General features: G+C 73.3%; 23 protein-coding genes and 1 pseudogene. 9 read left to right on the forward strand and 15 right to left on the reverse strand.

Going from position 1 to position 25,321, the window contains the following annotated elements; translation table 11 throughout:
* Window positions 1-14 precede the first annotated feature (14 nt).
* Window positions 15-578, forward strand: a complete 564-nt coding sequence (locus SM611_RS06210) for an RNA polymerase sigma factor (RefSeq protein ID WP_371947912.1) — start codon at window positions 15-17, stop codon at window positions 576-578.
* Entirely contained in the window at window positions 575-1,465 is an 891-nt protein-coding gene (locus tag SM611_RS06215) for a hypothetical protein (protein ID WP_371947914.1), read from the forward strand. The genes SM611_RS06210 and SM611_RS06215 overlap by 4 nt, the downstream gene beginning before the upstream one ends.
* Window positions 1,466-1,580: 115 nt before the next feature.
* On the opposite strand, the gene ybiA is transcribed toward SM611_RS06215, so the two are convergent.
* On the reverse strand, window positions 1,581-2,108 hold the full coding sequence (gene ybiA / locus SM611_RS06220; RefSeq protein ID WP_371947915.1) for a riboflavin biosynthesis intermediates N-glycosidase: 528 nt from the start codon (window positions 2,106-2,108) through the stop codon (window positions 1,581-1,583).
* 199 nt (window positions 2,109-2,307) lie between these two features.
* Between ybiA and SM611_RS06225 the strand changes: the two genes are divergently transcribed.
* The gene (locus SM611_RS06225) at window positions 2,308-2,433 is read left to right on the forward strand and encodes a hypothetical protein (protein WP_371947916.1); all 126 of its coding nucleotides are present in this window, start codon (window positions 2,308-2,310) and stop codon (window positions 2,431-2,433) included.
* 56 nt (window positions 2,434-2,489) lie between these two features.
* Here the strand turns inward: SM611_RS06225 and SM611_RS06230 are convergent, their stop codons facing one another.
* Complete coding sequence (locus SM611_RS06230) at window positions 2,490-3,545, reverse strand: LacI family DNA-binding transcriptional regulator (protein ID WP_371947917.1); 1,056 nt, start codon at window positions 3,543-3,545, stop codon at window positions 2,490-2,492.
* A 142-nt stretch (window positions 3,546-3,687) separates the two neighbouring features.
* Between SM611_RS06230 and SM611_RS06235 the strand changes: the two are divergent.
* Window positions 3,688-3,948, forward strand: a pseudogene (locus SM611_RS06235) (Gfo/Idh/MocA family protein); the annotation flags it as partial.
* Between the two features lie 120 nt (window positions 3,949-4,068).
* On the opposite strand, the gene SM611_RS06240 reads toward SM611_RS06235, so the two are convergent.
* From SM611_RS06240 to SM611_RS06260, 5 genes are all read right to left on the reverse strand, one after another.
* Entirely contained in the window at window positions 4,069-4,977 is a 909-nt protein-coding gene (locus SM611_RS06240; RefSeq protein WP_371947918.1) for a WD40 repeat domain-containing protein, read from the reverse strand.
* Between the two features lie 97 nt (window positions 4,978-5,074).
* Window positions 5,075-6,115, reverse strand: coding sequence for a galactose-1-phosphate uridylyltransferase (gene galT / locus SM611_RS06245; RefSeq protein ID WP_371947920.1), 1,041 nt, complete (start codon window positions 6,113-6,115; stop codon window positions 5,075-5,077).
* A 28-nt stretch (window positions 6,116-6,143) separates the two neighbouring features.
* A complete protein-coding gene (locus SM611_RS06250; protein ID WP_371947922.1) occupies window positions 6,144-6,767 on the reverse strand; it encodes a GTP-binding protein in 624 nt (207 codons plus the stop codon).
* Window positions 6,748-7,125 (reverse strand): DUF742 domain-containing protein, encoded by a 378-nt coding sequence (locus SM611_RS06255; protein ID WP_371947923.1) that lies wholly within the window; start codon window positions 7,123-7,125, stop codon window positions 6,748-6,750. Before SM611_RS06255 ends, SM611_RS06250 begins: the two co-directional genes overlap by 20 nt.
* Window positions 7,126-7,131: 6 nt before the next feature.
* Window positions 7,132-9,666 carry a nitrate- and nitrite sensing domain-containing protein gene (locus SM611_RS06260; protein ID WP_371947924.1) on the reverse strand — a complete coding sequence of 845 codons (2,535 nt, stop codon included), beginning with the start codon at window positions 9,664-9,666 and terminating at the stop codon, window positions 7,132-7,134.
* 306 nt (window positions 9,667-9,972) lie between these two features.
* Here SM611_RS06260 and SM611_RS06265 point away from each other — a divergent pair, with 306 nt between their 5' ends.
* On the forward strand, window positions 9,973-11,199 hold the full coding sequence (locus tag SM611_RS06265; protein ID WP_371947926.1) for an ABC transporter substrate-binding protein: 1,227 nt from the start codon (window positions 9,973-9,975) through the stop codon (window positions 11,197-11,199).
* 43 nt (window positions 11,200-11,242) lie between these two features.
* Here SM611_RS06265 and SM611_RS06270 read toward each other — a convergent pair whose 3' ends face one another.
* Window positions 11,243-12,370 (reverse strand): family 2 encapsulin nanocompartment cargo protein polyprenyl transferase, encoded by a 1,128-nt coding sequence (locus tag SM611_RS06270; RefSeq protein ID WP_371947928.1) that lies wholly within the window; start codon window positions 12,368-12,370, stop codon window positions 11,243-11,245.
* A 226-nt stretch (window positions 12,371-12,596) separates the two neighbouring features.
* Entirely contained in the window at window positions 12,597-14,009 is a 1,413-nt protein-coding gene (locus SM611_RS06275; RefSeq protein WP_371947929.1) for a family 2B encapsulin nanocompartment shell protein, read from the reverse strand.
* Window positions 14,010-14,189: 180 nt separating this feature from the next.
* Here SM611_RS06275 and SM611_RS06280 point away from each other — a divergent pair, with 180 nt between their 5' ends.
* Window positions 14,190-14,495: an ArsR/SmtB family transcription factor gene (locus SM611_RS06280; RefSeq protein WP_371947930.1), complete on the forward strand. Its 306-nt coding sequence runs from the start codon at window positions 14,190-14,192 to the stop codon at window positions 14,493-14,495.
* Window positions 14,496-14,535: 40 nt separating this feature from the next.
* Here SM611_RS06280 and SM611_RS06285 read toward each other — a convergent pair whose 3' ends face one another.
* Together SM611_RS06285 and SM611_RS06290 are read right to left on the reverse strand one after the other, a co-directional pair.
* Window positions 14,536-15,912, reverse strand: coding sequence for an MFS transporter (locus SM611_RS06285; RefSeq protein ID WP_371947931.1), 1,377 nt, complete (start codon window positions 15,910-15,912; stop codon window positions 14,536-14,538).
* A 73-nt stretch (window positions 15,913-15,985) separates the two neighbouring features.
* Window positions 15,986-16,669 (reverse strand): hypothetical protein, encoded by a 684-nt coding sequence (locus SM611_RS06290; RefSeq protein WP_371947932.1) that lies wholly within the window; start codon window positions 16,667-16,669, stop codon window positions 15,986-15,988.
* Between the two features lie 302 nt (window positions 16,670-16,971).
* Between SM611_RS06290 and lpdA the strand changes: the two genes are divergently transcribed.
* The gene (lpdA, locus tag SM611_RS06295; protein ID WP_371947933.1) at window positions 16,972-18,375 is read left to right on the forward strand and encodes a dihydrolipoyl dehydrogenase; all 1,404 of its coding nucleotides are present in this window, start codon (window positions 16,972-16,974) and stop codon (window positions 18,373-18,375) included.
* A 53-nt stretch (window positions 18,376-18,428) separates the two neighbouring features.
* Here lpdA and SM611_RS06300 read toward each other — a convergent pair whose 3' ends face one another.
* The 3 genes from SM611_RS06300 to SM611_RS06310 all read right to left on the reverse strand — a co-directional run bounded on the left by SM611_RS06300 (window position 18,429) and on the right by SM611_RS06310 (window position 21,578).
* A complete protein-coding gene (locus SM611_RS06300; protein WP_371947934.1) occupies window positions 18,429-19,037 on the reverse strand; it encodes a hemerythrin domain-containing protein in 609 nt (202 codons plus the stop codon).
* Between the two features lie 153 nt (window positions 19,038-19,190).
* Window positions 19,191-20,123 carry a DUF2637 domain-containing protein gene (locus SM611_RS06305; RefSeq protein ID WP_371947935.1) on the reverse strand — a complete coding sequence of 311 codons (933 nt, stop codon included), beginning with the start codon at window positions 20,121-20,123 and terminating at the stop codon, window positions 19,191-19,193.
* Between the two features lie 84 nt (window positions 20,124-20,207).
* Complete coding sequence (locus SM611_RS06310) at window positions 20,208-21,578, reverse strand: FAD-binding oxidoreductase (RefSeq protein ID WP_371947936.1); 1,371 nt, start codon at window positions 21,576-21,578, stop codon at window positions 20,208-20,210.
* On the opposite strand from SM611_RS06310, the gene SM611_RS06315 reads away from it, so the two are divergent.
* Window positions 21,577-23,091 (forward strand): PucR family transcriptional regulator, encoded by a 1,515-nt coding sequence (locus SM611_RS06315; RefSeq protein WP_371947938.1) that lies wholly within the window; start codon window positions 21,577-21,579, stop codon window positions 23,089-23,091. The two genes, SM611_RS06310 and SM611_RS06315, sit on opposite strands and share 2 nt — an antisense overlap.
* On the opposite strand, the gene SM611_RS06320 is transcribed toward SM611_RS06315, so the two are convergent.
* Window positions 23,085-23,708 carry a DedA family protein gene (locus SM611_RS06320; RefSeq protein ID WP_371947940.1) on the reverse strand — a complete coding sequence of 208 codons (624 nt, stop codon included), beginning with the start codon at window positions 23,706-23,708 and terminating at the stop codon, window positions 23,085-23,087. The two genes, SM611_RS06315 and SM611_RS06320, sit on opposite strands and share 7 nt — an antisense overlap.
* Window positions 23,709-24,182: 474 nt before the next feature.
* Between SM611_RS06320 and SM611_RS06325 the strand changes: the two genes are divergently transcribed.
* Window positions 24,183-25,271, forward strand: coding sequence for a methyltransferase domain-containing protein (locus SM611_RS06325; RefSeq protein WP_371947941.1), 1,089 nt, complete (start codon window positions 24,183-24,185; stop codon window positions 25,269-25,271).
* The last annotated feature ends 50 nt before the right edge of the window (window positions 25,272-25,321 follow it).

The raw sequence follows: 25,321 nt of genomic DNA on the forward strand, positions 1-25,321 counted from the left end.
CGAGAGGAGTGGGCTTGCCATCCCCTTTGGAGGATCCGCCCGATGACCGGCGGCGCCGGTTCGAGGAGGTCTACGCGGCGAACCGCGCCCGGATCCTCGGATACGCGCTGCGCCGCACCAGCGACCCGCAGGACGCCGCCGACGTCCTCGCCGAGACGTTCCTGACGGCGTGGCGGCGGCTCGACGACGTCCCGCCGGGCGAGCAGGCGCGGCTGTGGCTGTACGGGGTCGCGCGCCGGGTGCTCGCCAACCACCACCGCGGCGAGCGCCGCCGGTCGGCGCTCGCCGCCGACCTCGGCTCCCGGCTCCGCGCCGACGTGCCCGGGCGGGAGGCGGCCGACCCGGCGGGGGTCGCCGAGGCGTTCCGGAGCCTGCCGGACCGCGACCGGGAGCTGCTGTCCCTGGTCGGCTGGGAGGGCCTGGACCACGGCGAGATCGCCGCCGTCCTCGGCTGCTCCCGCAACGCGGTGCGGATCCGCCTGCACCGCGCCCGCCGCCGATTCGCCCGCGCGCTGGAACGCGCCGACGCGCCCGCACTGCCCGCCGCCGCGCGCATCCCGAACGGAGAACACGCATGAACCGCGACATCGACACCCTCGTCGCCGGGCTCGCGCCCGTCACGGACGCCCGCGCCGGGGAACTGCTGCCGGACGACGCCGCCGCCGGCCTGGCCGCCCGCATCACCGCGACCGACGCCGGCGCGTCCCCCGCGGCGCCCCGGAAACGCCGCACCCCGCTGCTGACCGTCGGCCTCCCCCTCGCGACGGCGGGCGTGGCCTGCGCCGCCGTCGCGGTGGCCGTCCTCTCCTCGGACGGCGAAGCGCGGCGTCCGCCGGTCGCCGTCTCCACCCAGCCCGCCCCGAAGGTCTCGCTCGTGGCGGCGCTGTCCTTCACGCGCAAGGGCGGCTACATCGACGTGAGGGTCCGCGACCCCCTCGCCGACCCGAAGCGCTACCGGGAGGAGTTCGCCCGGCACGGCCTCAAGGTGAGCCTGTCGTTCGTCCCGGCGTCGCCGTCCATCGTCGGCACCGTGGTCATGATGGACACGAGCGACGGCACCGAGCCCCGCGACGTCACGACCATCACCGCCAAGGGCGAGTGCGAGACCGGCGGCGGAGGCGACGTCTGCCCCGTCGGCGTCCGCATCCGCACCGGCTACAAGGGCACCGCCGGGATCGTGTTCGCGCGCGCCGCCCGTCCGGGCGAGCAGTACAACAGCACCGCCCCGGTGACCGCGCCGGGCGAGGCCATGCACGGCATGACCTTCAAGGGCCACCGCGTGGGCGAGGTGGAGGCCGCGCTGAAGAAGCGGAACGTGACCGTGCCCGAGTACCGCTACATGGACGGCAACGAGAGCAAGGTCCTCTACCCCGGCCAGGTCCCGGACAGGTGGTACGTCCACGACGCGACCCCCTGGGCCAAGAACCAGGTCCTGCTCTTCGTCGGCTCGACCCCTCGCAGTTGACCCGCGCCTGGGGCCCCGGCCGGGGCCCCAGGCGACCCGGCCGCCCGCCGCCCCCCTTCCACCGGCGCCCCTTCCACCGGCGCCACCGCGAATCGATCACCCGCGGGGTGACCCGTCAGGAGGTCAGGGAGTCGCGGACGCTCATCAGGGCGAAGCCGAGGAGGTTCTCGCCCTGCCAGGAGGAGACCTGTTCGGCTCTCGGGTCACCGGCGGCGAGGCCGATGCCCCAGACGCGGTCGAGGGGGCTGGCCTCGACGAGGACGCGGCCGCCGGTGCCGAGGAGGTAGTCGCGGAGTTCCGCGTTCTGGCCGAACTTCGCCTCGTTGGCCGTTGTGACTATCGCCACACGATTGGCGCGCCAGGTCTCCTCGTCGAAGTCCCGGACGCGACGGCCGAGGTCTTTCGCTTCGCGGGGATGAGAGGCGGCGATGACGGCGGCGGCCGTTTCCTCGTCGCCGAAGAGGCGGGCTTTCCCGGCCATCATGTAGTGCTCGGCGGTCGCGTAGGTCGTGCCTTCGACGGTGAACGGGGACGGCCACCACTGGCTCAGGTAGCCGGGGCCCGGCTTCTGATGGCCCCAGAAGAACAGGAACTTCAGGCGGGTGCCGGCGTTCTGGAGGCGGATCAGTTCGGCTGCGTCCATGGCCAAGAAGGGTGCCAGGCGGGCGGTTCGGGGGCCAGGGGGTTTCCGGACGGGAATGGATGATCCATTAGCGGCGTTAACGGTCTCGCCGCGCCGCACGGGGGACGGACGCGGTCTAGACCATTTTGCGAAAGCGGCCCTGTCGCCGGGAACATCGGGTCATTGTTCCCCGGCCGGAACTGGGAGGATTGCAGCACCAATGGACAACGCCCTGGCGAACCCTCGTCGCACCAAGATCGACTCGTGGCCGGAGCGGCGGCCGATGGACGCCGACCCCGAGCGTCCCGCGGAGGCCGAGACCACGGACGATCTCGCCGCGCGCTGAACCGCGGACGATAGATCGGAACCCGTCCGGAAGATCCGGGCGGGTTCTTCGCGTCTTCAGCGGGGCGCGGCCGTGCTCGCGCGCAGCACCACCTCGCCCGCGACGCGTTCGATGCGGCTGCGGCGGGCGGCGGGCTCGCGCAGGGCGAGGCCCATGACGCGCTCCCCCATCGCGTCCAGCGGCAGCGCGACGGTGGTGAGCGGCGGGGTCAGGTCGCGGACGATCGGGATGTCGTCGAAGCCGGCGAGCGAGATCTCCTCCGGCACCGCGACGCCGCGGTCGCGGAACGCGGCGAGCGCGCCGATCGCCATCACGTCGGTCACGGCGAACACGCAGGTCGGGCGGGTGCCGCGGCGCAGCAGTTCGGTCGCCGCCGCGTAGCCGCCGTCGCGCGTGAACGGAGCCTCGACGATGTGCTCGGGCCGGACCCGGACGCCCGCGCCGGCGAGCGCGTCGGTGAAGCCGCCGAGCCGGTCGGCGACCGTGGTCAGGGCGTGCGGGCCGGTCAGCACGCCGAAGTCGCGGTGGCCGAGGTCGAGGAGCGCGCGGGCGAGGGCGGCGGCGCCCTCCCGGTTCTGCGGCAGGACGGCGTCGACCTTGAGGCTGCGGTGCCGGCTGAGGACGGCGACGCGGCCGCCGGTGCGCTGGTAGGGGTCGAGTTCGGCGGCCATCGCGCGCTCCCAGTCGCGGTCCTCGAAGCCGGAGCCGATCAGCAGGATCGCGCGGGCCCGCTGGGCGCGCAGCATCGCTACGTACTCGATCTCGCGGGCCGGGTCGCGGAACGTGCTGGCCAGCATGACGAGCATGCCGTGCTCGGCGGCGGTCCGCATCACGCCGCGGGCGACGGCGGCGAAGTAGGGGTCGCTGACGTCGTGGCAGACGACCCCGACCGACTTGCTGGAGGAGCTGGCGAGCGCCTGCGCGTGCGCGTTCGGCGTGTAGCTGAGCCGGCCGGCCGACGCGAGCACGCGTTCCCGCAGGTCGGCGCGGACCTGCGCGGTGCCGTTCAGGACGCGGGAGGCGGTGGCGAGCGAGACGCCGGCGTCCCGCGCGACGTCCTGCAGCGTCACGTACGCCCGGTCGGCGCGCTCCTCCTCGGCCGCTTCGGTCATCGCGCTCCCCCGTCCGGCGCGGCCGGCGCGGCGGGTTCTCGGCGAAGACCCTCTTGACCGCACGGTGCGCCGCTTCTCACGGTACCTCAGAAAGCGCTTTCTGAACGCGCTTTCCTCTGACGACGGGCTAGGAAGGAACGGGATGGAACGCAGGTCCATCGGGATCGTCATGAACGGCGTCACCGGCCGCATGGGGTACCGCCAGCATCTCCTCCGCTCGATTCTCGCGATCCGGGAGCGCGGCGGGGTGCCCGCGGGCGACGGCGCCGTGCTGTGGCCGGAGCCGGTGCTCGTCGGGCGCAGCGAGGCCAAGCTGCGCGACCTCGCCGGACGGCACGGGCTCACCGCCTGGACGACCGACCTGGCCGAGGCGCTGGCGCGGCCGGGCGTCGAGGTCTACTTCGGTGGACGCGACCGGCTACACCGGCCCGATCGAAGTGGAGATCTTCAACGCGGACCTCTGGGCCATGCCCGGCCCGGAGGCCCTGGCCCTGACCCTTTCCCGCTATGACGAGCACGTCGCCTAGCCGCATAGGCGGGCCGTGTACAGGCCGTCGTCGGTGGCCGCCAGGAGGGTGCCGTCCGGGGCGAGGGCCAGGTCGTTGACCGGGGACGGGGTCGTGACGCGGTGGGACGGGGAGAGGGTCTCGGTGTCCCAGGCGAGGAGGGTGCCGGGGTCGTCCCGGAGGGACGCGGCGACGATGAGGCGGTCGTCGACCAGGGCGGCGGCGGCCCGGTCGCAGGGGGCCGGTGTCTCCAGGATCGCGAGGTGGTCGCCGTCCAGGCCGCGGACGCGCAGGTCGGACGGGGCCGGCTGGACGAGGACGAGCCCGTCCGGGGACGGCGTCAGCACCGTGTCGGCGGCCGGCGGGACGGCGATCTCCTCGCCCCGTTCGACGTCCAGGAGGGTGATCGCGGCGTCGCCGGGCAGGCCGATGAGGGGACCGGTCGCGGGGGTGGCGTGCAGGAGCCAGCGGCCGACGGCGGCCCGGTGGCCGAGCCAGAGGGAGAACCCGGCGAGGCGCTCGCCGGTGACGGCGTCCCACACGACCGCCTCGGCGTCGCTGGCGGGGCCGAAGACGGCGGCGACGGCGGCGCGGCCGTGGTGGGAGGCCAGGCCGAGCAGTTCCGGCTGGCCGTCGAGGGCCAGCTCGTGGCCCGTCGAGAGGTCGTGGACGTGCACGCGGTCGCGGTACGTCCAGGCGACGGTGGGCGAGCCGGCGGGGACGCCGAACGCCCACTCGGCGCGGTCGGTGGGGAAGCCGGGGATCGGGGGCCCGAGGGCCGCGCCGGCCGCGAGGTCCCAGAGCTGGCCGGTGTTCGCGCCGCGGGCCGCCTGGGAGGTGAACGCCAGCGGCGCCCCTTCCGCGGTGGCGGCGACGCCGTCGAACGGTCCTTGCGCCAGCGGTTCCGCCAGCACGCTTTCCGGCATGCGACGGAGATTAGGGCACCGCGCCTCGCTCGTTCCACGCACTCGCGAAAAGTGGGTGCCGCAGTGACGTTTCCGCGCGCTGCGAAGCTGTCATGGGTCAGCCGGCGGCGCGGAGGCGGGCGGCGGCGTCCTCCGGGGAGACGTCGTTGATCCAGGCGGCCATGCCGGATTCGGAGCCCGCCAGGTACTTGATCTTGTCGGGGGCGCGGCGGATCGAGAAGAGCTCCAGGTGCAGGCGGAGCAGGTCGGTGCCGGCGGGGGCCTGGTGCCAGCCGGCCACGTACGGGAGCGGGGCGCCGTAGAGGGCGTCGCAGCGGCGCAGGAGGTCGCGGTAGAGGACGGCCAGCTCGTCGCGTTCGGAGCGGTCCAGCGCGGTGAGGTCGGGGACGTGGCGGTGCGGCATGAGGTGCACCTCGACCGGCCAGCGGGCGGCGGCGGGGACGTACGCCGTCCAGTGCTCGCCCGCGACGACGACGCGGCCGCCCGCGCGTTCGGCCTCCAGGACGTCCGCGAACAGGCCGGGCCGGGCGGCGGCCATGGCGAGCATGCGCTCGGTGCGGGGCGTGACGAACGGGTAGCCGTAGATCTGGCCGTGCGGATGGTGCAGCGTCACGCCGATCTCCACGCCGCGGTTCTCGAACACGTAGACCTGCCGGACGCCCGGGACCGCGGACAGCTCGGCGGTGCGGTCGGCCCACGCGTCGACGATCGTCCGGACGCGGGAGACGGGCAGGTCCGGCATCGACGCGGCGTGGTCGTCGGTGAAGCACACGACCTCGCAGCGCCCGGCGCCGCGGGCGCGGGCCACGCCGTCGATCTCCGGCGGGACGGGCGGCGTCCGGAGATCGAAGGCCGGGAACCGGTTCTCGAACGCGACCACGTCGTAGGACGGGTCCGGGATCTCCGCGGCGGGCCCGCCGGGGCACAGCGGGCACTGGTCGGCGGGCGGCAGGAACGTGCGGGTGTTGCGGTGCGCGGTGATCGTGACGTGGTCGCCGGTCAGCGGGTCGCGGCGCGTCTCGCACACCGGCTCGACGGGCGGGAGGCCGCGCTGGTCGGGGACGGGGACCCGGCCCGGCGCCTCGTCGTAGTAGACGATCTCGCGGCCGTCGCAGAGCCGTGCGCGTGTCCGGTTCATCTCCGCGGCAGCCTACCGCGCAAGATGATCACCCGGTCGGGACCCCCGCCGGGTTCTGCTCCTGGTGGACGGCCAGCAGATGCTTCACCAGCGTCGTCAGCACCTCCTTGCCGGAGGCGCGGTCGCGCACGTCGCACAGCACGACGGGGGTGTCGGCGCGGAGGTCGAGCGCCTCCCTGATCTCGTCGGCCGCGTAGTCGTAGCCGTCGTCGAAGCAGTTCACGCCGACGACGAACGGCAGCCCGCGGTTCTCGAAGTAGTCGACGGCGGGGAAGCAGTCGGCGAGCCGGCGCGTGTCGGCGAGCACGACGGCGCCGAGCGCGCCGAACGACAGCTCGTCCCACATGAACCAGAAGCGGTCCTGGCCGGGCGTGCCGAACAGGTACAGGACGAGGCCGTCGCGGATGGTGATGCGGCCGAAGTCCATCGCGACCGTGGTGGTGGACTTCTGCTCGACGCCCTCGGTGTCGTCGACGCCGAGGCTCCGGTCGGTGAGCAGCTCCTCGGTCTGCAGGGGGCGGATCTCGCTGACCGAGCCGACGAGCGTGGTCTTGCCGACCCCGAATCCCCCGGCGACGAGGATCTTCACCGCGACGGGGACGGCCGGGGCCGCCGCCTCGTTCGCGCCGGGCTCAGAGGGCTTGGAGGCCATGGAGCACTTCCCTCAGCAGACGTTCCTGGGAGAGCGGGCTCTCCTGTTGGGGACGGGTGGCGGTGATGAGCCGGTGGTGCAGCAGGTCGCCGAGGAGGACGCGCACGACGACCAGCGGGAGCCGCATCCGCGCGGCGATCTCGGCCACCGGCTGCGGCTGCACGCACATCTCCAGGATGTCGAGATGCTCGGGGCCGATGCCGGGCGAGCCCGACCGGGGACGCGCCGCGGTCGAGACTATCGTGATCATGTCGAAGCCCTCGCCGGCCGCGGGCCGCGCGCGCCCGCGCGTCAGCGCGTACGACCGGACGATCGGCCCGGCCTCGTCATCGAGCCACTCGCTGCCAGGACCGGTCATGGCCCGTCACGATTCCTCGTTGTCGCGGACCTCGGCGCGGCCGCGCCGGGTGCCCTGCTGGATGGACGACATCATCGACCGCAGTTCCTCGGGCGTCCGGCTCGGGCGCTGCGCGGCGGGCGGCGGGGGCGTGGCGGAGCGGTCCGCGCGCAGCTGCGCCGCCATGTTCTCCTGCCGGACGCGCTTCGGCAGCGTCGGCCGGCCGGCCGCGCCGGACCCTCCGGCGGGCCGCCGCCGGACCTCCCGCGGCGACCGCGGCACGCCCGGCGTGGCGGCCGGCGGCTCGGGCGCGGGCGCGGGCTCCGGCGAAGGCGAGGGCGCGGCCGGCGGGTCGCCCCACGGGGACGGCGCCGAGCGCGGCGCGGGCGCCGCCCCGGTCACCGGCTCCTCGAACACCGGGATCGGTCCCGTCCGCGCGCCGGGGTCGTCGAACACGGGGATGGGCCCGGTGCCCGCGCCCGGCTCGGGGACGGGCGGCCCGGCGGCGGGCCCGGGGCGGCGCGCGGGCCGGGCGAGCGGGTCCTCCGCCCCGGACGCGGCGGCGTGCCGTCCCGCCGGGAGGCGCAGCACGGAGCCGCCCTGGTCCGGGTGCCGTTCGTGGTGCCGGCCGCCGACGACCGAGCCGACGGGGACGAGCGCGTCCTCCGCGCGGCGGGTGGTGAGGGCGGGCGCGCCCTGCACCGGCTCGCCCTCGTCCGGGACGACGAGGCCCTCCGGCAGCAGGACGATCGCGGTCATGCCGCCGTACGGGGACGTCCGCAGCGTGACCTTGATGCCGTGCCGGCGCGCGAGCCGGCCGACGACGAACAGGCCGAGCTGCGCGCTGTCGGACAGGTCGAACTCGGCGGCGGTGGCGAGCCGCTCGTTGGCGGCGGCGAGGCTCGGCTCGTCCATGGACAGGCCGCGGTCCTCGACCTCCAGCGTGAAGCCGTGCGAGACGGCCTGCCCCTGCACCTGGACGGTGGTGTGCGGCGGCGAGAACACGGCCGCGTTCTCGATCAGCTCGGCGAGCAGGTGGATGACGTCGGCGACGGCCGGCCCGACGATCGCGGCGCGGGTCATCGGGGCGACGTTGACGCGGGTGTAGTCCTCGACCTCGGACGCGGCGGCGCGGGCGACGTCCACGATCGCGACGGGGCTGCGCCAGCCGCGGCCGGGCGCCTGCCCGGACAGGATGATCAGGCCCTCGGCGTGCCGCCGCATGCGGGTGGCGAGGTGGTCGACCCGGAACAGGTCCTCCAGGTCGTCGGGGGTCTCGATGCGCCGCTCCATCGAGTCGAGCAGCTTGAGCTGGCGGTGCAGCAGCGTCTGGCTGCGGCGCGCGAGGTTGACGAACACGTCGCTGACGTTGCGGCGGAGCGTCGCCTCCTCGACCGCGCCCTGGATCGCGGTGCGCCGGGCGGCGTTGAACGCGTCGCCGACCTGGTCGATCTCGCGGGTGCCGAACGCCAGCGGGGGCGCCTCGGCGGCCACGTCGACCTCCTCGCCGCGGCGCAGCCGGCGGATCACTCCGGGCAGCCGGACGTCGGCGAGGTCGATCGCCTCGCGGCGCAGCCGGGCCAGCTCGCGGATGACGGACCGGGCGACCCAGATCGCGAGGACGAGGGAGGCGGCGACGGCGACGAGCCCGAGCGCGCCCGCGAGGACGACGCGGGTGATGATGCCGTCCGCGATCGGCTCGGCGCGCTTCTCGGCGCCTGCGGACACGGCGAGTTCGAGGCCGCGCAGCCGGGTCAGGTTGGAGTCGGCGGTGGTCTTCCACAGCACCCCGGAGCCGCCGGCGCCCTTCACGAGCCGGGCGGACCCGACGAACCGGTCCTCCATCGATCGGAACCGGCCGTACTCGGGCATCCCGACGACGCGCTGGTAGTAGCTCTGGTCGGCGGAGCGCAGCTCGGACGCCGCGTACCCGTACAGGGCGCGCTGCGTGCCGACGAGCTTGACGAACCGGGCGTGCTCGTCGGCCGTCATCCGGCCGGCGGCGAGCGCGCCGGCGAGCAGCGCGTCCTCCTGGGCGAGGACCTCGCGGGCGCGGCTCAGCGACGCCTCGTTGCGGGCGTCCTTGGCGACCTCGGAGTTGTCCAGTGTGGCGAGGGAGCCCTGCAGCGCGCCGACGTCGCCGAGCAGTGCGGTGTAGTCGGCGAAGGCGCGGCCGCGGTCGACGGCGCCGGTGTCGATGGCGCGGCGGCGCGCGTCCAGGCCGTCCAGCTCGGAGAGGATCTTGTCGGCGAGCCGGCGGGTGTTCACGGGGGCGGCGTCGCGTGCGCCCGCGTCGCGGGCGAGCCGGCGGAACAGGTCGGCCTGCCGGTCGGTGACCAGCCGGCCGGACTCCATCGACGCGCGGTCGCCTTCCGCGCGCCCGCCGAGGTACACCACCGACAGCCGCCGCTCCGCCTGGAGGGCGCTGCCGAGCGCGCCGGAGGGGTACCCGTAGTGGTCCTGGACGGTCTTGACGTGGCGGAGGTTGAGCCCCTCGCCGAGGGCGATGCTCGCGGCGAACGCCCACAGCACGCCGAGGGAGACCACCGACACGGTGACCATCAGGACGACCTTGAAGCGGATGGAGCGGAATCGCGCTGCCTTGGGAGCCCGCCGGTGTCCGGCGGCTGAGTCCGTGGTGGTGCGGCCTCGATTTGGCACTGCGGCTGAACTTTCACTCGGCTGTGGAACGGGGAGCGGCTGGTGGAGGGGATGGCGGGCGGGACGGCCGGGACCGACATGCGGGACGGGGTCGCCGGGAACGGTAGGAGAGCCTAGGACCGCACGCCGCCATGTGTCGACAGTTTCCGGATCATCACGTTTTGTGTTCACAGACCGACGAAAATACCCCTACGATGCCTGACCGTGATGGATCGTTCTCTCCACGCGACGAAAATCGCCGGGTCGTCCGTCCGCGCGCGCCGGTCCCGGGCCGCGCTCGCCGCGGCCGCGCTGTCGGCGGCGGCGGCGCTGGCGGGCGGCTGCAGCGGCGGCTCCGCGTCGGCCGCGACGCCCCCGGAGATCCCGATGATGCAGGAACTCGGCACCCCCGAAGGGCGGCTCGACCTCGTCGCCTGGGCCGGCTACGCCGAGAACGGCTCCAGCGACAGGACCGTCGACTGGGTCACCCCGTTCACGAAGGCGACCGGCTGCCAGGTCCACACCAAGGTCGCCGACACGTCCGACTCGATGGTCGCGCTGATGAAGACGGGCCGGTACGACGGCGTGTCGGCGTCCGGCGACGCGTCGCTGCGGCTCATCTACGGCGGCTTGGTCGCGCCGGTCAACACGGGCCTCCTCGCCAACTACGACGACATCGCCAAGTACCTGAAGAACCAGCCGTACAACTCCGCCGGCGGCCGGATGTACGGCGCCCCGCACGGCTACGGCGCGAACATGCTCATGTACCGGACGGACAAGATCCCGCAACGTCCCACGTCGTGGAGCGTGGTGTGGGAGAAGGACTCCCCCGCCGCCGGGCACGTGGTCGCCTACGACTCCCCCATCTACATCGCGGACGCGGCGCTCTACCTGAAGGCGCACCGCCCCGACCTGAAGATCACCGACGTGTACGAGCTGGACGAGGAGCAGTTCCGGGCGGCGGTCGACCTGCTCAAGCGGCAGCGCCCGAACGTCACCCAGTACTGGGCGAACTACCTGGACGAACTCCAGTCGTTCAAGAGCGGGTACAACTACGCGGGCACCGCGTGGCAGGTCACCGCGAACCTGGCGCTCGCGGACAAGGCGCCGGTCGCGACGACCCTCCCGTCCGAGGGCGCCACGGGCTGGTCCGACACCTGGATGATCTCGTCCAAGGCCCAGCACCCGACGTGCATGTACAAGTGGATGAACTGGATCACCACGCCGAAGGTGCAGGCGGAGGTCGCGCAGTGGTTCGGTGAGGCGCCCGCCAACCCGAAGGCGTGCAGGTACACCGCCGAGGGCTTCTGCTCGACCTACCACGTCGGCGACCCCGAGTTCTACAAGCGCCTCGCCTTCTGGAAGACGCCCGTGGAGGACTGCGGCGACGACCGCGGCGCCGCCTGCGTCGATTACTCCCGCTGGGCGCAGGCATGGACGCAGATCAAGGGCTGACCCCCGCCCGCTGACCCCGCCCGCTGATCCGGCTCGCGGGGCGTCAGAGGTCGTGCCGGGTGACGAGCCCGGCGAGGGCGCGGAGTTCGGCGGCGGCCTCGGGGGCGGCGCCGGTCAGGCGGGTCCCGGCCTCGGTCAGGAGCGCGGCGGCGTGCGCGGTGGCCCAGGTCCGGGCGCCGGCGGACTCGATGAGGACGGCGGCGCGGGCGGCGTCCGCGGTGGTCAGGGGCTCGTCGCGGAGGTACAGGCCGGCCAGTTCGGCGCCGGCGGGGGTGCCGGAGGTCAGCGCGGCGACGACGGGTAGCGACTTCTTGCGGTTGTGCAGGTCGGAGTGGACGGGCTTGCCGGTGACCGCCGGGTCGCCCCAGATGCCGAGCAGGTCGTCGGCGAGCTGGAAGGCCAGGCCGAAACGCTCGCCGAAGGCGCGGAGCCGGCCGGTCTCCGCGGCGGTGGCGCCGCCGTACAGGGCGCCGAGCGCGCAGGCGGCGCCCATCAGCGCGCCGGTCTTGCGGCCCGCCATCGCGAGGCACTCGTCGAGCGTCACATCGGTGCGGCTCTCGAACGCCAGGTCCGCGGACTGGCCTTCGACCAGGTCGAGGACGGCCCGCGCGAGGACGCGGACGGCCTGCGCGGCGGCCGGGGAGCCGTCCTCGGCGAGCACCTCGTAGGCGGCGGCGAGGAGGGCGTCGCCGGCGAGGATCGCCGCGTCGGTCCCGAAGACGGTCCAGGCGGTGGGGCGGTGCCTGCGGGTGGGGTCGCCGTCCATGACGTCGTCGTGCAGGAGCGAGAAGTTGTGCGCCAGCTCGACCGCGACGGCGGCCGGCAGGGCGGCGGCGGCCGTCCCGCCGGCCGCCTCCGCGGCCAGCATCGCGAGCGCGGGACGGATCGCCTTGCCCGCCGCGCCGTCGGCCGGCCGCCCCAGCTCGTCCCGCCAGCCGAGATGGAACGCGGCGATGCGGCGGGCGCCGTCCGGCATGGCCTCGACCGCGTCCCGCAGGGCGGGGTCGAGCAGGTCCCGGCTCCAGCGCAGGATGCCGGCCGCCGACCGGACGCCCCGGTCCGGACGGCGATGAGGGGCCCGGTGCTCGGGGACCCGGCGCTCGGGGGCCCGGTGGCCAGGGGCCCCGTGGTCGCAGGCCATGACGGCCGGGTCGTCCTTCCAGGCGGGCATGGCGTTCCTCTTCGTCTCGGCGGGCGCGTCGGGTCTCGGCGGGCGCGTCGGCGGGAGATGGCATGGGGACGCCGCGCCGCTCGTGGACGCGGCGTCCCTCGATCGCCACGCGGGCCGGGGTGCACTCCGCGCCGGGTGCGCCCGCGGCCGGACGCGGCGATCGTCTTCGGGTGGGCGGGGAAGGGCCGGGATCCGCGCCGCCGTGCCCACGCGGCGGCCGGCGGGGTCAGGCGTGGGCGCCGCCGTGCGCGATCTCGACGGACTCCAGCATGCCGAGCGCGTCCGGGACGAGGACGGCGGCCGAATAGTAGGCGCTGACCAGGTAGGAGATGAGCGCCTTGTCGTCGATGCCCATGTACCGGACGGACAGCCCCGGCTGGTACTCGTCCGGCAGCCCCACCTGGTGCAGCCCGATGACGCCCTGCGCCGCCTCGCCGGTGCGCATCAGCAGGATCGAGCTGGTCTTGGTCCGGCTGACGGGGATCTTGTTGCACGGGAAGATCGGCACGCCGCGCCAGCCGGGCACCGTGTGGCCGCCGACGTCGACGCTGTCGGGGTAGACGCCGCGCGCGCTGCACTCGCGGCCGAACGCGGCAATCGCCTTCGGGTGCGCGAGGAAGAACGCGGGGTCCTTCCAGACGAGGGTGAGCAGGTCGTCCATGTCGTCGGGGGTGGGCGGGCCGGAGCGGGTGTGGATGCGCTGCGACAGGTCGGCGTTGTGCAGGAGCCCGAAGTCGCGGTTGTTGACCATCTCGTGCTCCTGGCGTTCGCGGAGCGCCTCGATGGTCAGCCGCAGCTGCTGCTCGACCTGGTCCATCGGCTCGTTGTAGAGGTCGGCGACGCGGGTGTGGACGCGCAGGACGGTCTGCGCGACGCTCAGCTCGTACTCGCGCGGCGACGCCTCGTAGTCGACGAACGTCCCCGGCAGGACCGGCTCGCCCTCGTGCCCGGACGCCACCTCGATGGCCGCCTCGCCGTGCGCGTTGTGCGCGCGCGCCGGGCTCGCCCGGTACTCGTCCAGGTGGGCCTGGAGGGACGCGGACTGGCCGAGCGTCTCCTGGAAGTCGGCCTCGCTCATGCTGAGGATCGTGCAGGCGGTCACGGCCTTGACGGTGTGGTCCCACTTCTCGGGTTCCTCGCCCTCCTCCGTCCCGAGGAGGGCGCGCTCGCCGCAGAAGTCGCCGCCGGCGAGCGTCCCGAGGACGGCCTCGGCGCCGTACTCGCCGGCGCCGATCTTGCTGAGTTTGCCGTGCGCGACCAGGATGACGCGGTCGACGGGACGGCCGCGCTCGACGATGACGTCGCCGGGCTCGTACTCCTGCTGGGTGAAGCGCCCGGCGATGGCGTCGAGCGTGAGGTCGTCGTCGTAGCCGCGCAGCGGGGGCAGCTCGCCCAGCTCGCGCGGGATGACCCGGACGTCGGCGCCCGTCGTCACGAACGTCACCCGGCCGTCGCCGAGCGTGTAGGCGAGCCGGCGGTTGACCCGGTAGGCGCCGCCGGCCGCCTGGACCCAGGGCAGGAGCTTCAGCAGCCACCGGGAGGTGATCCCCTGCATCTGCGGGACGGACTTGGTCGTGGTCGCCAGATTCCGTGCCGCCGCGGTACCGAGGCTCAGCTGCTGCTGTTCCGTCACGTCCACACCACCGATTCATCGAGGGTCCGCCATCAAGACGCCGTCTCCGGCCACCGGTGACGCTACATACAGTAATCGATTCACTGCAATGAGCCATCGGCTCTCCATGCCGCCACACAAGTCGCACCGCCGCGCCAGGCTCGAATATGCTGCGAGGCGCATATGACCGGCCGGTTATGATGAGGCATGTCCTCCGCGTTCGCCGTGCTCGCCGAGCCGACCCGCCGCCGCATCCTCGACCTGCTCCTGGAGCGGCCGCGGCCGGTGGGGGAACTCGTCGAGCGGCTCGGGCTCACGCAGCCGGGGACGTCCAAGCATCTGAGGGTGCTGCGCGACGCGGGGCTCGTCCGGTCGCGCCAGGACGCGCAGCGCCGCGTCTACGAGGTGCGCCTGGAGCCGCTCGCCGAGGTGGACGCGTGGCTCGCCCCGTACAGGCGCGCGTGGGACGAGCGGCTCGACGCCCTCGAACGCCACCTCGACGCGGGCGGGTGACGGCCCTTCCGCCGCTCGTCCCGCGCGGCCCCGCGACGGCTCACACCACCCCGGAACGCACCGGTTCCGGGGCGCGCTCGTTGCCCGCCTGCTCGATCGGCACCCCGGCCGTCTCCGGGATCTTGATGATCGGCAGGAGCGCCACCGCCGCGGCGATCATCAGGTAGTACGCGGGGACGTAGTTGGAGCCCGTCACGTCGATCAGCGACCCGACCAGCACGGCCGCCGTCCCGCCGAACAGCGACGTCGAGATGTTGTAGCCGATCGCGAACGCCCCGTACCGCACCTTCGTCGGGAACATCGCCGGGAACGTCGCGCCGATCACCGCCAGCATCAGCACCAGCAGCCCGCCGACGATCGCGTAGCCGCCGGCGACGCCCCAGTCGTTGTGGGTCTGCATGAGCGCGAACGCCGGCCACGAGAGCAGGATGTAGCCGACCGCCGCCGTCAGCAGCAGCGGCTTCCGGCCGATGAGGTCCGACAGGTGGCCGAGCGGCAGGATCACCGCCATCATCGCGAACTCCACGCCGATGGTGATGAGCTGCGCCGTGTCGTCGTTCATGTCCAGGAAGTCGACGAGGTAGGACGGCATGAACGTCAGCAGCGTGTAGTCCGCGACGTTCAGCAGGAACACGATGCCGATCAGCATCACGATGACGCGCCAGTAGTGCCGCAGCGTCTCCTTCAGCGGCGACTTGGCCTTCTTGCCCTCCAACTCCATGAGCTGGAAGGTCGGGGTGTCCTCGATCCGCGTCCGGACGTAGAGGCCGACGAGGCCGAGCGGCAGCGCCACCAGGAACGGAATGCGCCATCCCCAGCTCTGCATGGCGCTCTCGCTGAGCGCCATGTCCATGACGAACACCAGGCCTGCGCCGAGGATGTAGCCGGTCAGCGTGCCGAACTCCAGGAAGCTGCCGAAGAACCCGCGCCGGTGCGTCGGCGCGTACTCGGCGATCATCGTGGCGGCGCCGCCGTACTCGCCGCCCGTCGAGAAGCCCTGGATCAGCCGGACGGCGAGCAGCGCCAGCGGCGCGGCGATCCCGATCGTGGCGTAGTCGGGCAGGATCCCGATCACGAACGTCGAGCCCGACATCAGGATGATGGTGGCGGCCAGCACCCGCTTGCGGCCGAGCCTGTCGCCCATCGGCCCGAAGAAGAGCCCGCCGAACGGGCGGGCGAGGAACGCCGCCGCGATCAGCGCGAACGAGCGCAGCGACGCGCTGCCCGCGGCCTCCTCCGGGAAGAACTTCGTGCCGATGATCGCGGTCATCACCCCGGCGCTGAACACGCCGAAGTCGAACCACTCGATGCAGTTGCCCATCGCGGACGCGATCACGGCCTTGTGGACGGCGCCGACGCCGCCCCGGTCCACCGGCAGGGACGCACCGTCGTCCGCGCTCTCGGGGTCGTCGTTCACGCGCTACCTCTGCCCGATGATCGACGAAGTTAACGCTGCGTCGACACCGTGATCACGCGGGGTGAGCGTGCCGTCAGGCCTTCCCGGTGGTCCTCTTCGGCTTCTTCGCCGCACCCTGCGGCTTCGCCGGGCGGCGCGTCCGGGAGGGGTCCGCGTCGTCCTCTCCGTCCGCGCCGTCCGCGCCGTCCGCGCCGATGAGGTCGTCGGGCAGCCGGGGGAGGACGGTGGTGCGCTGCGGGTCGCCACCGTCCGGGAGCGCGGGCAGGTCCGAGGTGGGCCCGTCGGCCGGCCGCTCGCCCGGGAGCTCGCCCGGGAGCTCGTCGGTGGTCTGCGGGTCGCCGTCCTCGAGCAGCTCGTCGAGGGTGACGGTGCTCTGCGGGTCGCTCTGCGGGTCGGCCCGCAGCTCGTCCTCCAGGAGGTCGTCCTCGGGGATGGACACGAGCGCCTGCGTCTCCTGCGACTCCCGGGTGATCACGCCGCTGGCGAGGACGGTGTTGCGGTGCCGCAGCGCGCCGTTCTCGCGCAGCAGGTTGTCCACGTCGGCGCGGGCACGGGCGATGCGCCGGCTCAGCCGGACGTGCACGAGGAAGCCGCCCGCCGCCGTGCCGAGGACGAAACCGGCGACCGGGAAGCCGACCGAGGTGGGCGCGAGCGTGGCCACCAGCGCCACCACGACCAGCGCGGTGACGGCGGCAAGCGCGACAAAGTGCTGTTCCATCCAGTCGAGGACGGCGTTGACGCGCTTGGGGATCCTCACTCCGCGACTCCTCCACTCGGCTTCGTTGGGCGGCGGCCGGCCCTCGATGCGATGTCCCGCCGCCGTCCCGTCACGGTCCCGCCGCCACGACACACTGTGGATCACCGCCGGGCTCCGCGGCCGGGACGGTCCGGGCCCGCGCGCCCGGCGCGCCGCCCTCGTGCTCTCGACATGCCTCCGCGGAATGCTCACCGCCGGAAGGCCGTCCGAAACACTAACAGTAGGTGACTCCGGCGCCCGCCGCGACGACCGTCCCCCGTCAGGATGCGAACACCTGGCCGCGGCGAATATCGTCCATTGATATGAGCGAACACTTTGACGTCGTGGTCCTCGGCGCGGGCCCGGGTGGATATGTCGCCGCGATCCGGTCGGCACAGCTCGGGCTGAAGACGGCGATCATCGAGGAGCGGTACTGGGGCGGGGTGTGCCTCAACGTCGGCTGCATCCCGTCGAAGGCGCTGCTGCGCAACGCGGAACTGGCGCACATCTTCACCAAGGAGCAGCAGACCTTCGGGATCAACGTCGAGGGGCGGGTGTCCTTCGACTACGGCGTCGCGTTCCAGCGCAGCCGGCAGGTGTCGGACAAGCTCGTCAAGGGCGTCCAGTTCCTGATGAAGAAGAACAAGATCACGTCCTATGACGGGCGCGGGACGTTCACCGACCCGAACACGCTGCAGGTCGCCCGGCAGGACGGGTCGTCCGAGACGGTGACGTTCGACAACTGCATCATCGCGGCGGGCGCGCACACCAAGCTGCTGCCGGGGACGTCGCTGTCGGAGCGGGTCGTCACCTACGAGGAGCAGATCCTCAGCTCGGAGCTGCCCGAGAGCATCGTGATCGCGGGCGCGGGCGCGATCGGCGTCGAGTTCGCCTACGTCCTGCACAACTACGGGGTGAAGGTCACGATCGTCGAGTTCCTCGACCGGATGGTCCCGAACGAGGACGCGGACGTGTCGAAGGAGCTGGCCAAGCGCTACCGCAAGCTCGGCGTGGACGTCCTCACCTCCACCCGCGTGGACGCGATCGACGACTCGGGCGAGAAGGTCAAGGTCACCGTCACCGGCAAGGACGGCGCCCAGCAGGTCATCGAGACCGACAAGGTGCTGCAGGCGATCGGCTTCCAGCCCAACGTGGACGGCTACGGCCTGGAGAAGACCGGCGTCGCGCTGACCGAGCGGGGCGCGATCGACGTGGACGGCCGCTGCCGCACGTCCGTCCCGCACATCTACGCCGTCGGCGACGTGACCGCCAAGCTGATGCTCGCGCACGCCGCCGAGGCCATGGGCATCGTCGCGGCCGAGACCATCGCGGACGCCGAGACGATGGAGCTCGAGTACATCATGATCCCGCGCGCCACCTACTGCCAGCCGCAGGTCGCCTCGTTCGGGTACACCGAGGCGCAGGCCAAGGAGCAGGGCTTCGACGTCAAGACGGCGAAGTTCCCCTACAGCGCCAACGGCAAGGCGCTCGGCATGGGCGAGGGCGACGGCTTCGTCAAGGTGATCAGCGACGCCAAGTACGGCGAGATCCTCGGCGCCCACATGATCGGCCCCGAGGTCACCGAGCTGCTGCCCGAGCTGACGCTGGCCCAGCAGTGGGACCTGACGGTCAACGAGGTCGCCCGCAACGTCCACGCCCACCCGACCCTGGGCGAGGCGATGAAGGAAGCGGTGCACGGCCTCGCCGGCCACATGATCAACCTCTGACGGCGGCGGCCGGCGCGCCCCCGGGGCCGCGCCGGCCGTGGTCCGACCTTCGGTCAGGCGACGTCCCACCTGTCGAGGGCCGCGTAGGCCGGGCGCCAGGCGTTCTCGTACGCGGCGCGGGCCGGTTCCGGCAGGACGGCGAGCACCGCCGCGGCGCGTTCCGGGTCGGCCCCGTCCAGGAGCCACGGGATGACGCGCGGGCCGTCGGGGCCCAGTTTCGCGCCGTGCACCCGGCCGAAGGCGGCGATGTGCTCGGGCGTCAGGGTCGCGTCGATCAGCGGCAGCGCCTCGTCCTCCTCGTGCCTCAGGTGGGCGGTGAGGGCGGCGGTCAGCCCGTCGACGAGGGCGCCGAGCGGTTCCGCGCCCGCGTCGATCGCCTCGATGGCCGGGTCGATGGCGGCGTGCTCGGCCTCCATCGCGTCCATGAGGGCGAGGCCGTCCGGACGGCCGGCGAGGGCCGCGCGCATCGGCGGCCACAGCGCCTCGTCCTCGGCGGTGTGGTGGACGTGCAGCGCCGTCTTGAACAGGTCCCAGCCGGGCGCCTCCGCGAGGATCCGGCGCGCTTCGCGGTCCTCCCGCGCGGCGACTTTGGCGAGATGTTCGAGTTCCCTCCTGAGTGCGTCGTGCATCACGTACATGGCGGTCCAGTCGTACTTGGCCATGTTTCTCCCCTTTCCGTTCATCGCATTGACGTTCTTGCTGCGAAAAACGTGACGGGGCACGGTCCGAGGGGCCATGCTAGGCATGTGGCGGTGCAGGTCGGGTGGTAGACCGCGAAAGCGGACAGGCCGGCACCGCCGCACCTATGTCCGCGTTCAGGACGTGGGCGCCGGGCTGGAGAGGCGGCTCAGGAGACGCTGGCCCTGCCGGGCGCTGATGTTCAGGCGCCGGCCCAGTTCGGCGCCGGTGATGTCGGGCTCGGCGTCGATGATGGAGAGCGCCCGCGCCTCGTTGTCGGTCGCCACGCTGCGCGGGACGCTCGCCTTCCGCGGCTTCGGCGGGGCCTTCGGCTCGGGAGCGGGCGGCCGGACCTGCGACTGAGGCCGCGGCTCGGGTTCCGGTTCGGGGGCCGTCAGGTCGGTGACGCGGCTCAGCGCCTGGTCGAGCATGACGCCGTCCTTGAGCATCCAGACGACGTCCGCGGGTGCCCTGCTCTTCCATTTGCGGCCGTAATGGTCGTCCAGCAGGGCCAGGGCGTGGCGGCGGCGCTGCTCGGCGGCCAGCGCCTGCGGGTAGGACGTGATCTGCCACAGGACCATGCGCCGCCACAGGCGGAAGGTCGAGATCGGGGCCAGCAGCCAGCGGGCGACGGGAACGCCTTCGCGGACGGTCCCGGCCGCGATCCCGGCGCGGCGGCGGATGGCGTGCCGGACGGCCTCGATGAACGTGATGAACAGGATCGGCATGGCGGCGTGCATGACCATGCCGGTGACGTCGCCGTGGGCGGCGGAGACGTTCAGCCAGACGGTGGCGGCGGTGAAGGCGAACGCTGTCCAGCGCAGCGCCGGCATCGGCATGGCCAGCCATTCGAGCAGCAGCGCGACGGAGACCAGCGCGAGGATGCCGAGGTCGACCCCGGCCGGGACGATCCACGCCTGCCCGCCGAACCAGGGCTCGGCGACGTCCCGGACGGACGCGAACGAGCCGTAGCCGCCCAGCGCGGCGAGCCCGGCGAAGAACAGGCCGCCGACCCCGGCCAGGACGCGCTGGGCCCGGTTCAGCGGCATGATCGTGCGCGGCTCGTCCATCGCGTCCCTCCCGTCACGGGGTTCTCGATCACCCCGTGACGGTACAGCGCCGCCCCGGACGAAACCGGCAATATCCCCCAGTCGTCAGCGGAGCGGGCTGAACGGGTCGAGTTCGCGCGGGCGCCGACCTGTGACGATCTGCTCGGCGAGGAGCCGCCCGGTGGCCGGGCCGAGTGTGATGCCCCACATTCCGTGGCCGCCGGCGGCGAAGACGCGGGGCGAGCGGGTCGCGCCGATCAGCGGGAGGCCGTCGCGGGTGCAGGGCCGCGAGCCGACCCACTCGTCCTGCCGGGAGTCGAGGTCGGCGCCGCGCAGCAGCGGGCGGGCGGCCTCGACGATCGCCTGGACGCGGCGCCGGTCGAGCGGCGCCTCGGGGCGGCGGAACTCCATCATCCCGGCGACGCGCATCCGGTCGCCGAGGGGCGTGCACGCGACGCGCTGCGCGGGGAAGTACACGGGGCCGTCCGGCACGCGGTCCATCGGCACGCTGAAGCTGTAGCCGCGGCCCGCCTGGACGAGGGAGCGCACGCCGAACGGCCGGGCGAGGTCGCCGAGCCACACGCCGCTCGCCAGGACGACCGTGTCGAACTTCTCGGAGTCGCTCCCCGTCGTGCGGACGGAGACGCTGCCCCGCTGGTGGCCGATCTCGGTGACGGCCGCGCCCGTCCGGATCTTGCCGCCCCGGTCGCGGACGGAGTCGGCGAGCGCGTGCACGAACGCGCCCGGGTCGATGAACCGCTGGCCGCGCAGCACGATCGCGGCGCCGATCTCCGCGGAGAGGGCGGGCTCCAGGCGGCGGGCCTCGTCCCCGGTGAGCGCCTCGTACTCCAGGGCCTGGCCGGCCGCGCGGATGTGCTCGATCTCCTCCAGCAGGACACGCCGCTCCGCGGCCGTCCGGTACGCGGCGAGGAAGGAACCGGCGTCGTTCGTCTCCGCCTTGACGCCGCCGTCCAGCAGCGCGTCGAAGCTCGGCAGCGCCCGGCCGTTGATCGGCACCAGCGCCTCCATCGCGCGCCGCCACCTGGCCGCCGTGCTGTTGCGCGCGAACCCGGCGAGGAACCGCAGCAGGCGGGGGTTCGCGCTCGGCGGGACGTAGACCGGCGAGGACGGGCTGAGCACGGCCTTCACGCCGTAGGACAGGACGGCCGGCTCCGGCAGCGGGGTCGCCAGGCCGGGCGTCAGCCACCCGGCGTTGCCCCAGGACGCGCCCGCGGCGACGTCCCGGCGGTCGAACACGGTGACGTCGGCGCCGTGCTCCTGCAGGAACCAGGCGGTGGACAGCCCCACCATGCCGGCGCCCACGACGGCGACTCGGCGCGGCTCGGCGGCCATGGCGACTCCTCTCCTCTTCACACGCGTATCACTTCGATGGTGCGCCGCGTCCCGGTCCGTCGTCCCTGTCGTGTTCGGCCAATCTCGTGGGGCACCATCGTGCGAACGGCACAATGGACGCATGGTGAAGCTCGACGTGGCCGACCTCGTCGACTCGCTGGGGCTGCTCCGGCTGGTGACGCCGGGCCGGGGCGAGCAGGTGCACGACGTCGTGCTCGCGGAGCCGGGCGAGGCGGCGGGGCGGCCGGGCGAGATCGTCCTCGGCGTCGGCGTGTCCGGCCCGGCCGCCGCCGTGGCGCTGCTGGAACGCGCGGACGCGGCCGGCGCCGCCGGCGTCGTCCTGAAGGCGCCCGTCGCCCCCGAAACGGTCGCCGCGGCGCAAGGGCTGGGGCCCGCGCTCGTCGAACTCCAGCCCGACACCTCGTGGACGCACGTCGTCTGGCTGGTGCGCGGCGCCATCGACCGCGCGTACGCGCCGCTCACCGAGCCGTCCGGCGACGACCTGTTCGCCCTCGCCGACACCGCCGCCGAGATCGCCGACGCCCCGGTCACCCTCGAAGACGCCCGCTCCCGCGTCCTCGCCTACTCCGGCCGCCAGGACACCACCGACCCCGCCCGCGTTTCCACGATCGTCGGCCGCCGTGTCCCGCCGCAGGTCATCGCCCATCTGCGGGCCTGCGGGGTGTTCCGGAAGCTGGCCCGCTCCGCCGACCCGATCTTCGTCCCGGCGGGGCCGGACGAGATGCTGCCGCGGCTCGTCATCCCGGTGCGCGCCGGGGGCGAGTGGCTCGGCTCGATCTGGGTGGTGGCGCGGACGCCGATCCCGCCGGACCGCGTCCGGCGGCTCACCGACCTCGCGTCCGTCGTCGCCCTGCACCTGCTGCGCGTGCGGGCCGAGGCGGGCGTCGCGCGCCGGGTGTCCGCCGACCAGCTGCGCGCCGCGCTGCGGGACGGCGCCCCCGTCCCGGCGGAGCCGCCGTGCCGGGCCGTGGTCCTCGGCGGCGGCGAGGACCTGCGCCACCGCCTCGACCTGTGGGAGGCGATCACGCACCGCTTCGGCTGGCACCGCCCCCTCCTCACCGACCTGGACGGCGCCCTCTACGCCGTCCTCGCCGACCCGCCGCGCACGCGCGGCGAAGCCGGATCGATGCCGTGGCTGCGCACCGTCCTCACCGAGGTCCGGGCCCACGACCGCGACCTGTACGCGGCGGCGGGCGGCCTCGCGCACTCCCCGTCCGGCCTCCCCCGCTCCCGATCGGAGGCCGCCGAGCTGGACGGCCTCATCACGTCCGGCCGCCTGTCCCCCGGCCTGGTCCGCCTGGAGGACGCCTGGGACGCCGTGATCGTCGAACGCGCCGGAAAGGCCGCGCGGGTCGACGCGGGCCTGCTCGGCGGCCCCCTCCCCGCCCTCCGGGCCCACGACGAGGCCCACGGGACGGCGTTCCTCCCGACCCTCGCCGCCTGGCTCGACCACTACGGCGACACGAAGGGCACCGCGCAGGCGCTGGACGTCCACCCCAACACCCTCCGCCACCGCCTCCGCCGCATGACCGAGGTGACCCCGCTCGACCTCACCTCCGCCCGGACCCGCCTGGCGCTCCGCCTCCAGCTCTCCGCCCTCGGCGTCCGTCACTGACCGCGGTCGCGGCGCTCCGCGCGCCTCCTGCGCACCCGCCAGACGACCAGGGCGATCACGACGGCGGCGGCGACGGCGATCGCGACGTCCCGGCCGGCCTCGTGCTCGATGCGGGTGTAGGCGTTCCCGGCGAAGTAGCCGAGCAGGGCGAAGCCGACGCCCCAGAGCAGCCCCCCGGCGGCGTTGAACAGCAGGAACACGTGACGGGGCATGCGGGACACTCCCGCCAGCGCGGGCATGATCGCGCGGAAGAACGCGATGAACCGCCCGAGGAAGACGGCGACGCCGCCCCGGCGCCGGATCAGATCGCGTGCCTTGTCCACGCGGTCGCGGTGCGGACGGAGCGGACGCGAGTCGAGGATCGCGGGACCCGCCCGGCGGCCGATCAGGTAGCCGACGAAGTCCCCGACGACCGCCGCGAGGACCACGATCGCGCACAGCCAGACGATCGAGACCCGGTCCCGCCCGGCGAGGACCCCGCCGAGCACGACCGCGGTCTCGCCGGGCAGGACGAAGCCGAAGAACAGAGCGTCCTCGCAGAACACCAGACCGCCGACGACCCCGTACACGACCGGCCCGGACAGGCCCCCCAACCACGACGTGACCGAGTCGAACACCTTTCCCGCGCCCCCCAACGCGCAGCCCACGGCGCCGCATACGCCCGCGACCTGCCAAACCCCCCGTGTCCTTCCTCCCCTTACCCCGCGCACCCCCGCCAACCCGGCGCCCGCCGCAGGCCCAGGACGACGCTGCGGTTCGTGTCGTCGGCGGCGGCGACGCCGAGCTTGCAGGACATGGAGGGCTGAACCTGTCATGCGAACGTGTCCCCATCGCCACCTTGCCTCACCGGTGACCGCTCGACTTCGATGAGTGAACGCGAGACCGTCGGCCGTGCCGACTGCGAAAGGAGAAGTTCGAGTGGGCAAACACGATGAAAAGAAGGATGGAGACGGCAAGTGGGACAAGCCGGTCCCGCCGCCGGACCCCCAGAACCCGCCCGGCGGCGGGAAACACGAGAAGGGGAAATAGTGGCCGATCCCGCAGAGCTGTCGGCACGGCTCGTCTCGGAGCTCACCGGGACGGGCGATCTGGTGCCGGAGTGGCGCGGGCCGTTCGAGAAGGTCGCGCGGCACAGGTTCATCCCGGACACGGTGTGGGTCCAGGACGGCGGCCTCCTGACGCCCGTGGATCGGTCCGCCGATGAGGCCACATGGCTGGAGTTGTGCTACCGGAACGATTTCGTGGTCACGCAGGTGGACGACGGTGTCCCGTCGGCGCCCGGTCGGGTCGGCCACGAGATCACCAGTTCGGCCAGCCGCCCGGACGTGGTGGCGCAGATGCTGGCGGCTCTGGACGTCGAGCCGGGCATGTCGGTGCTGGAGATCGGCACCGGGACGGGGTGGAACGCCGCACTGCTGTCCGAAAGGCTCGGAGCCGACCGCGTGACCTCGGTAGAAGTGGACCCGGTGGTCGCCGGCCATGCCCGGCGGGCGCTGCGGGAAGCCGGTTACAAGGTCACCGTGGTGACTGGAGACGGCGCGCGGGGGCATCCTCCGGGGGCGCCGTTCGACCGGGTCATCGCGACGGTCGCCGCCGAGCGGGTGCCCTACGCGTGGGCGGAGCAGGCACGGCCGGGAGGACGCGTACTGGTGCCGTGGACCACCGATTTCCACAATGGTGCTCTCGTGTCGTTCGCGGTGTCACCGGAGGGCGACATGCGCGGACGGATCGTGGGGAACGCGGCGTTCATGCGTCTACGCGCCCAGCGCGGCAAGCGCGCCCTACTGGAACGTGACGTGCACGACAGCGCAGAAGCACACCGGTCGTTCACGCACCTGCACCCCTACGAGTTCCTCGGCGAATACGACGCCTCGCTTGCGATCGGCCTCAAGGTGCCGCACTGCAAACCGATCGTCACCCACCACGACGACGGGTCTTACACCGTGTGGCTCGTCGACCCATGGTCAGGCTCATGGGCGCGCCTGGACTACGCGCCCGGCGCGGAGAAGTTCCCGGTCCGCCAGTCAGGTGCCCGCGATTTGTGGCGCGAAGTGGAGGCGGCCTACGGGTGGTGGGACGGCCTAGATCGTCCGACCGCTGATCGATGGGGCCTGACCGTCACTCCGCTCGGCCAATACGTCTGGCTCGACACGGACGAGCACAGGATCGACGCGTCATGACGCCCTCGACGCCAGCCCCGACGCAGCTACGAGCCAAGCTCGCCAGAGGC

The organism is Actinomadura monticuli (genome assembly GCF_041463655.1).
Classification (GTDB): Bacteria; Actinomycetota; Actinomycetes; order Streptosporangiales; family Streptosporangiaceae; genus Spirillospora; species Spirillospora monticuli.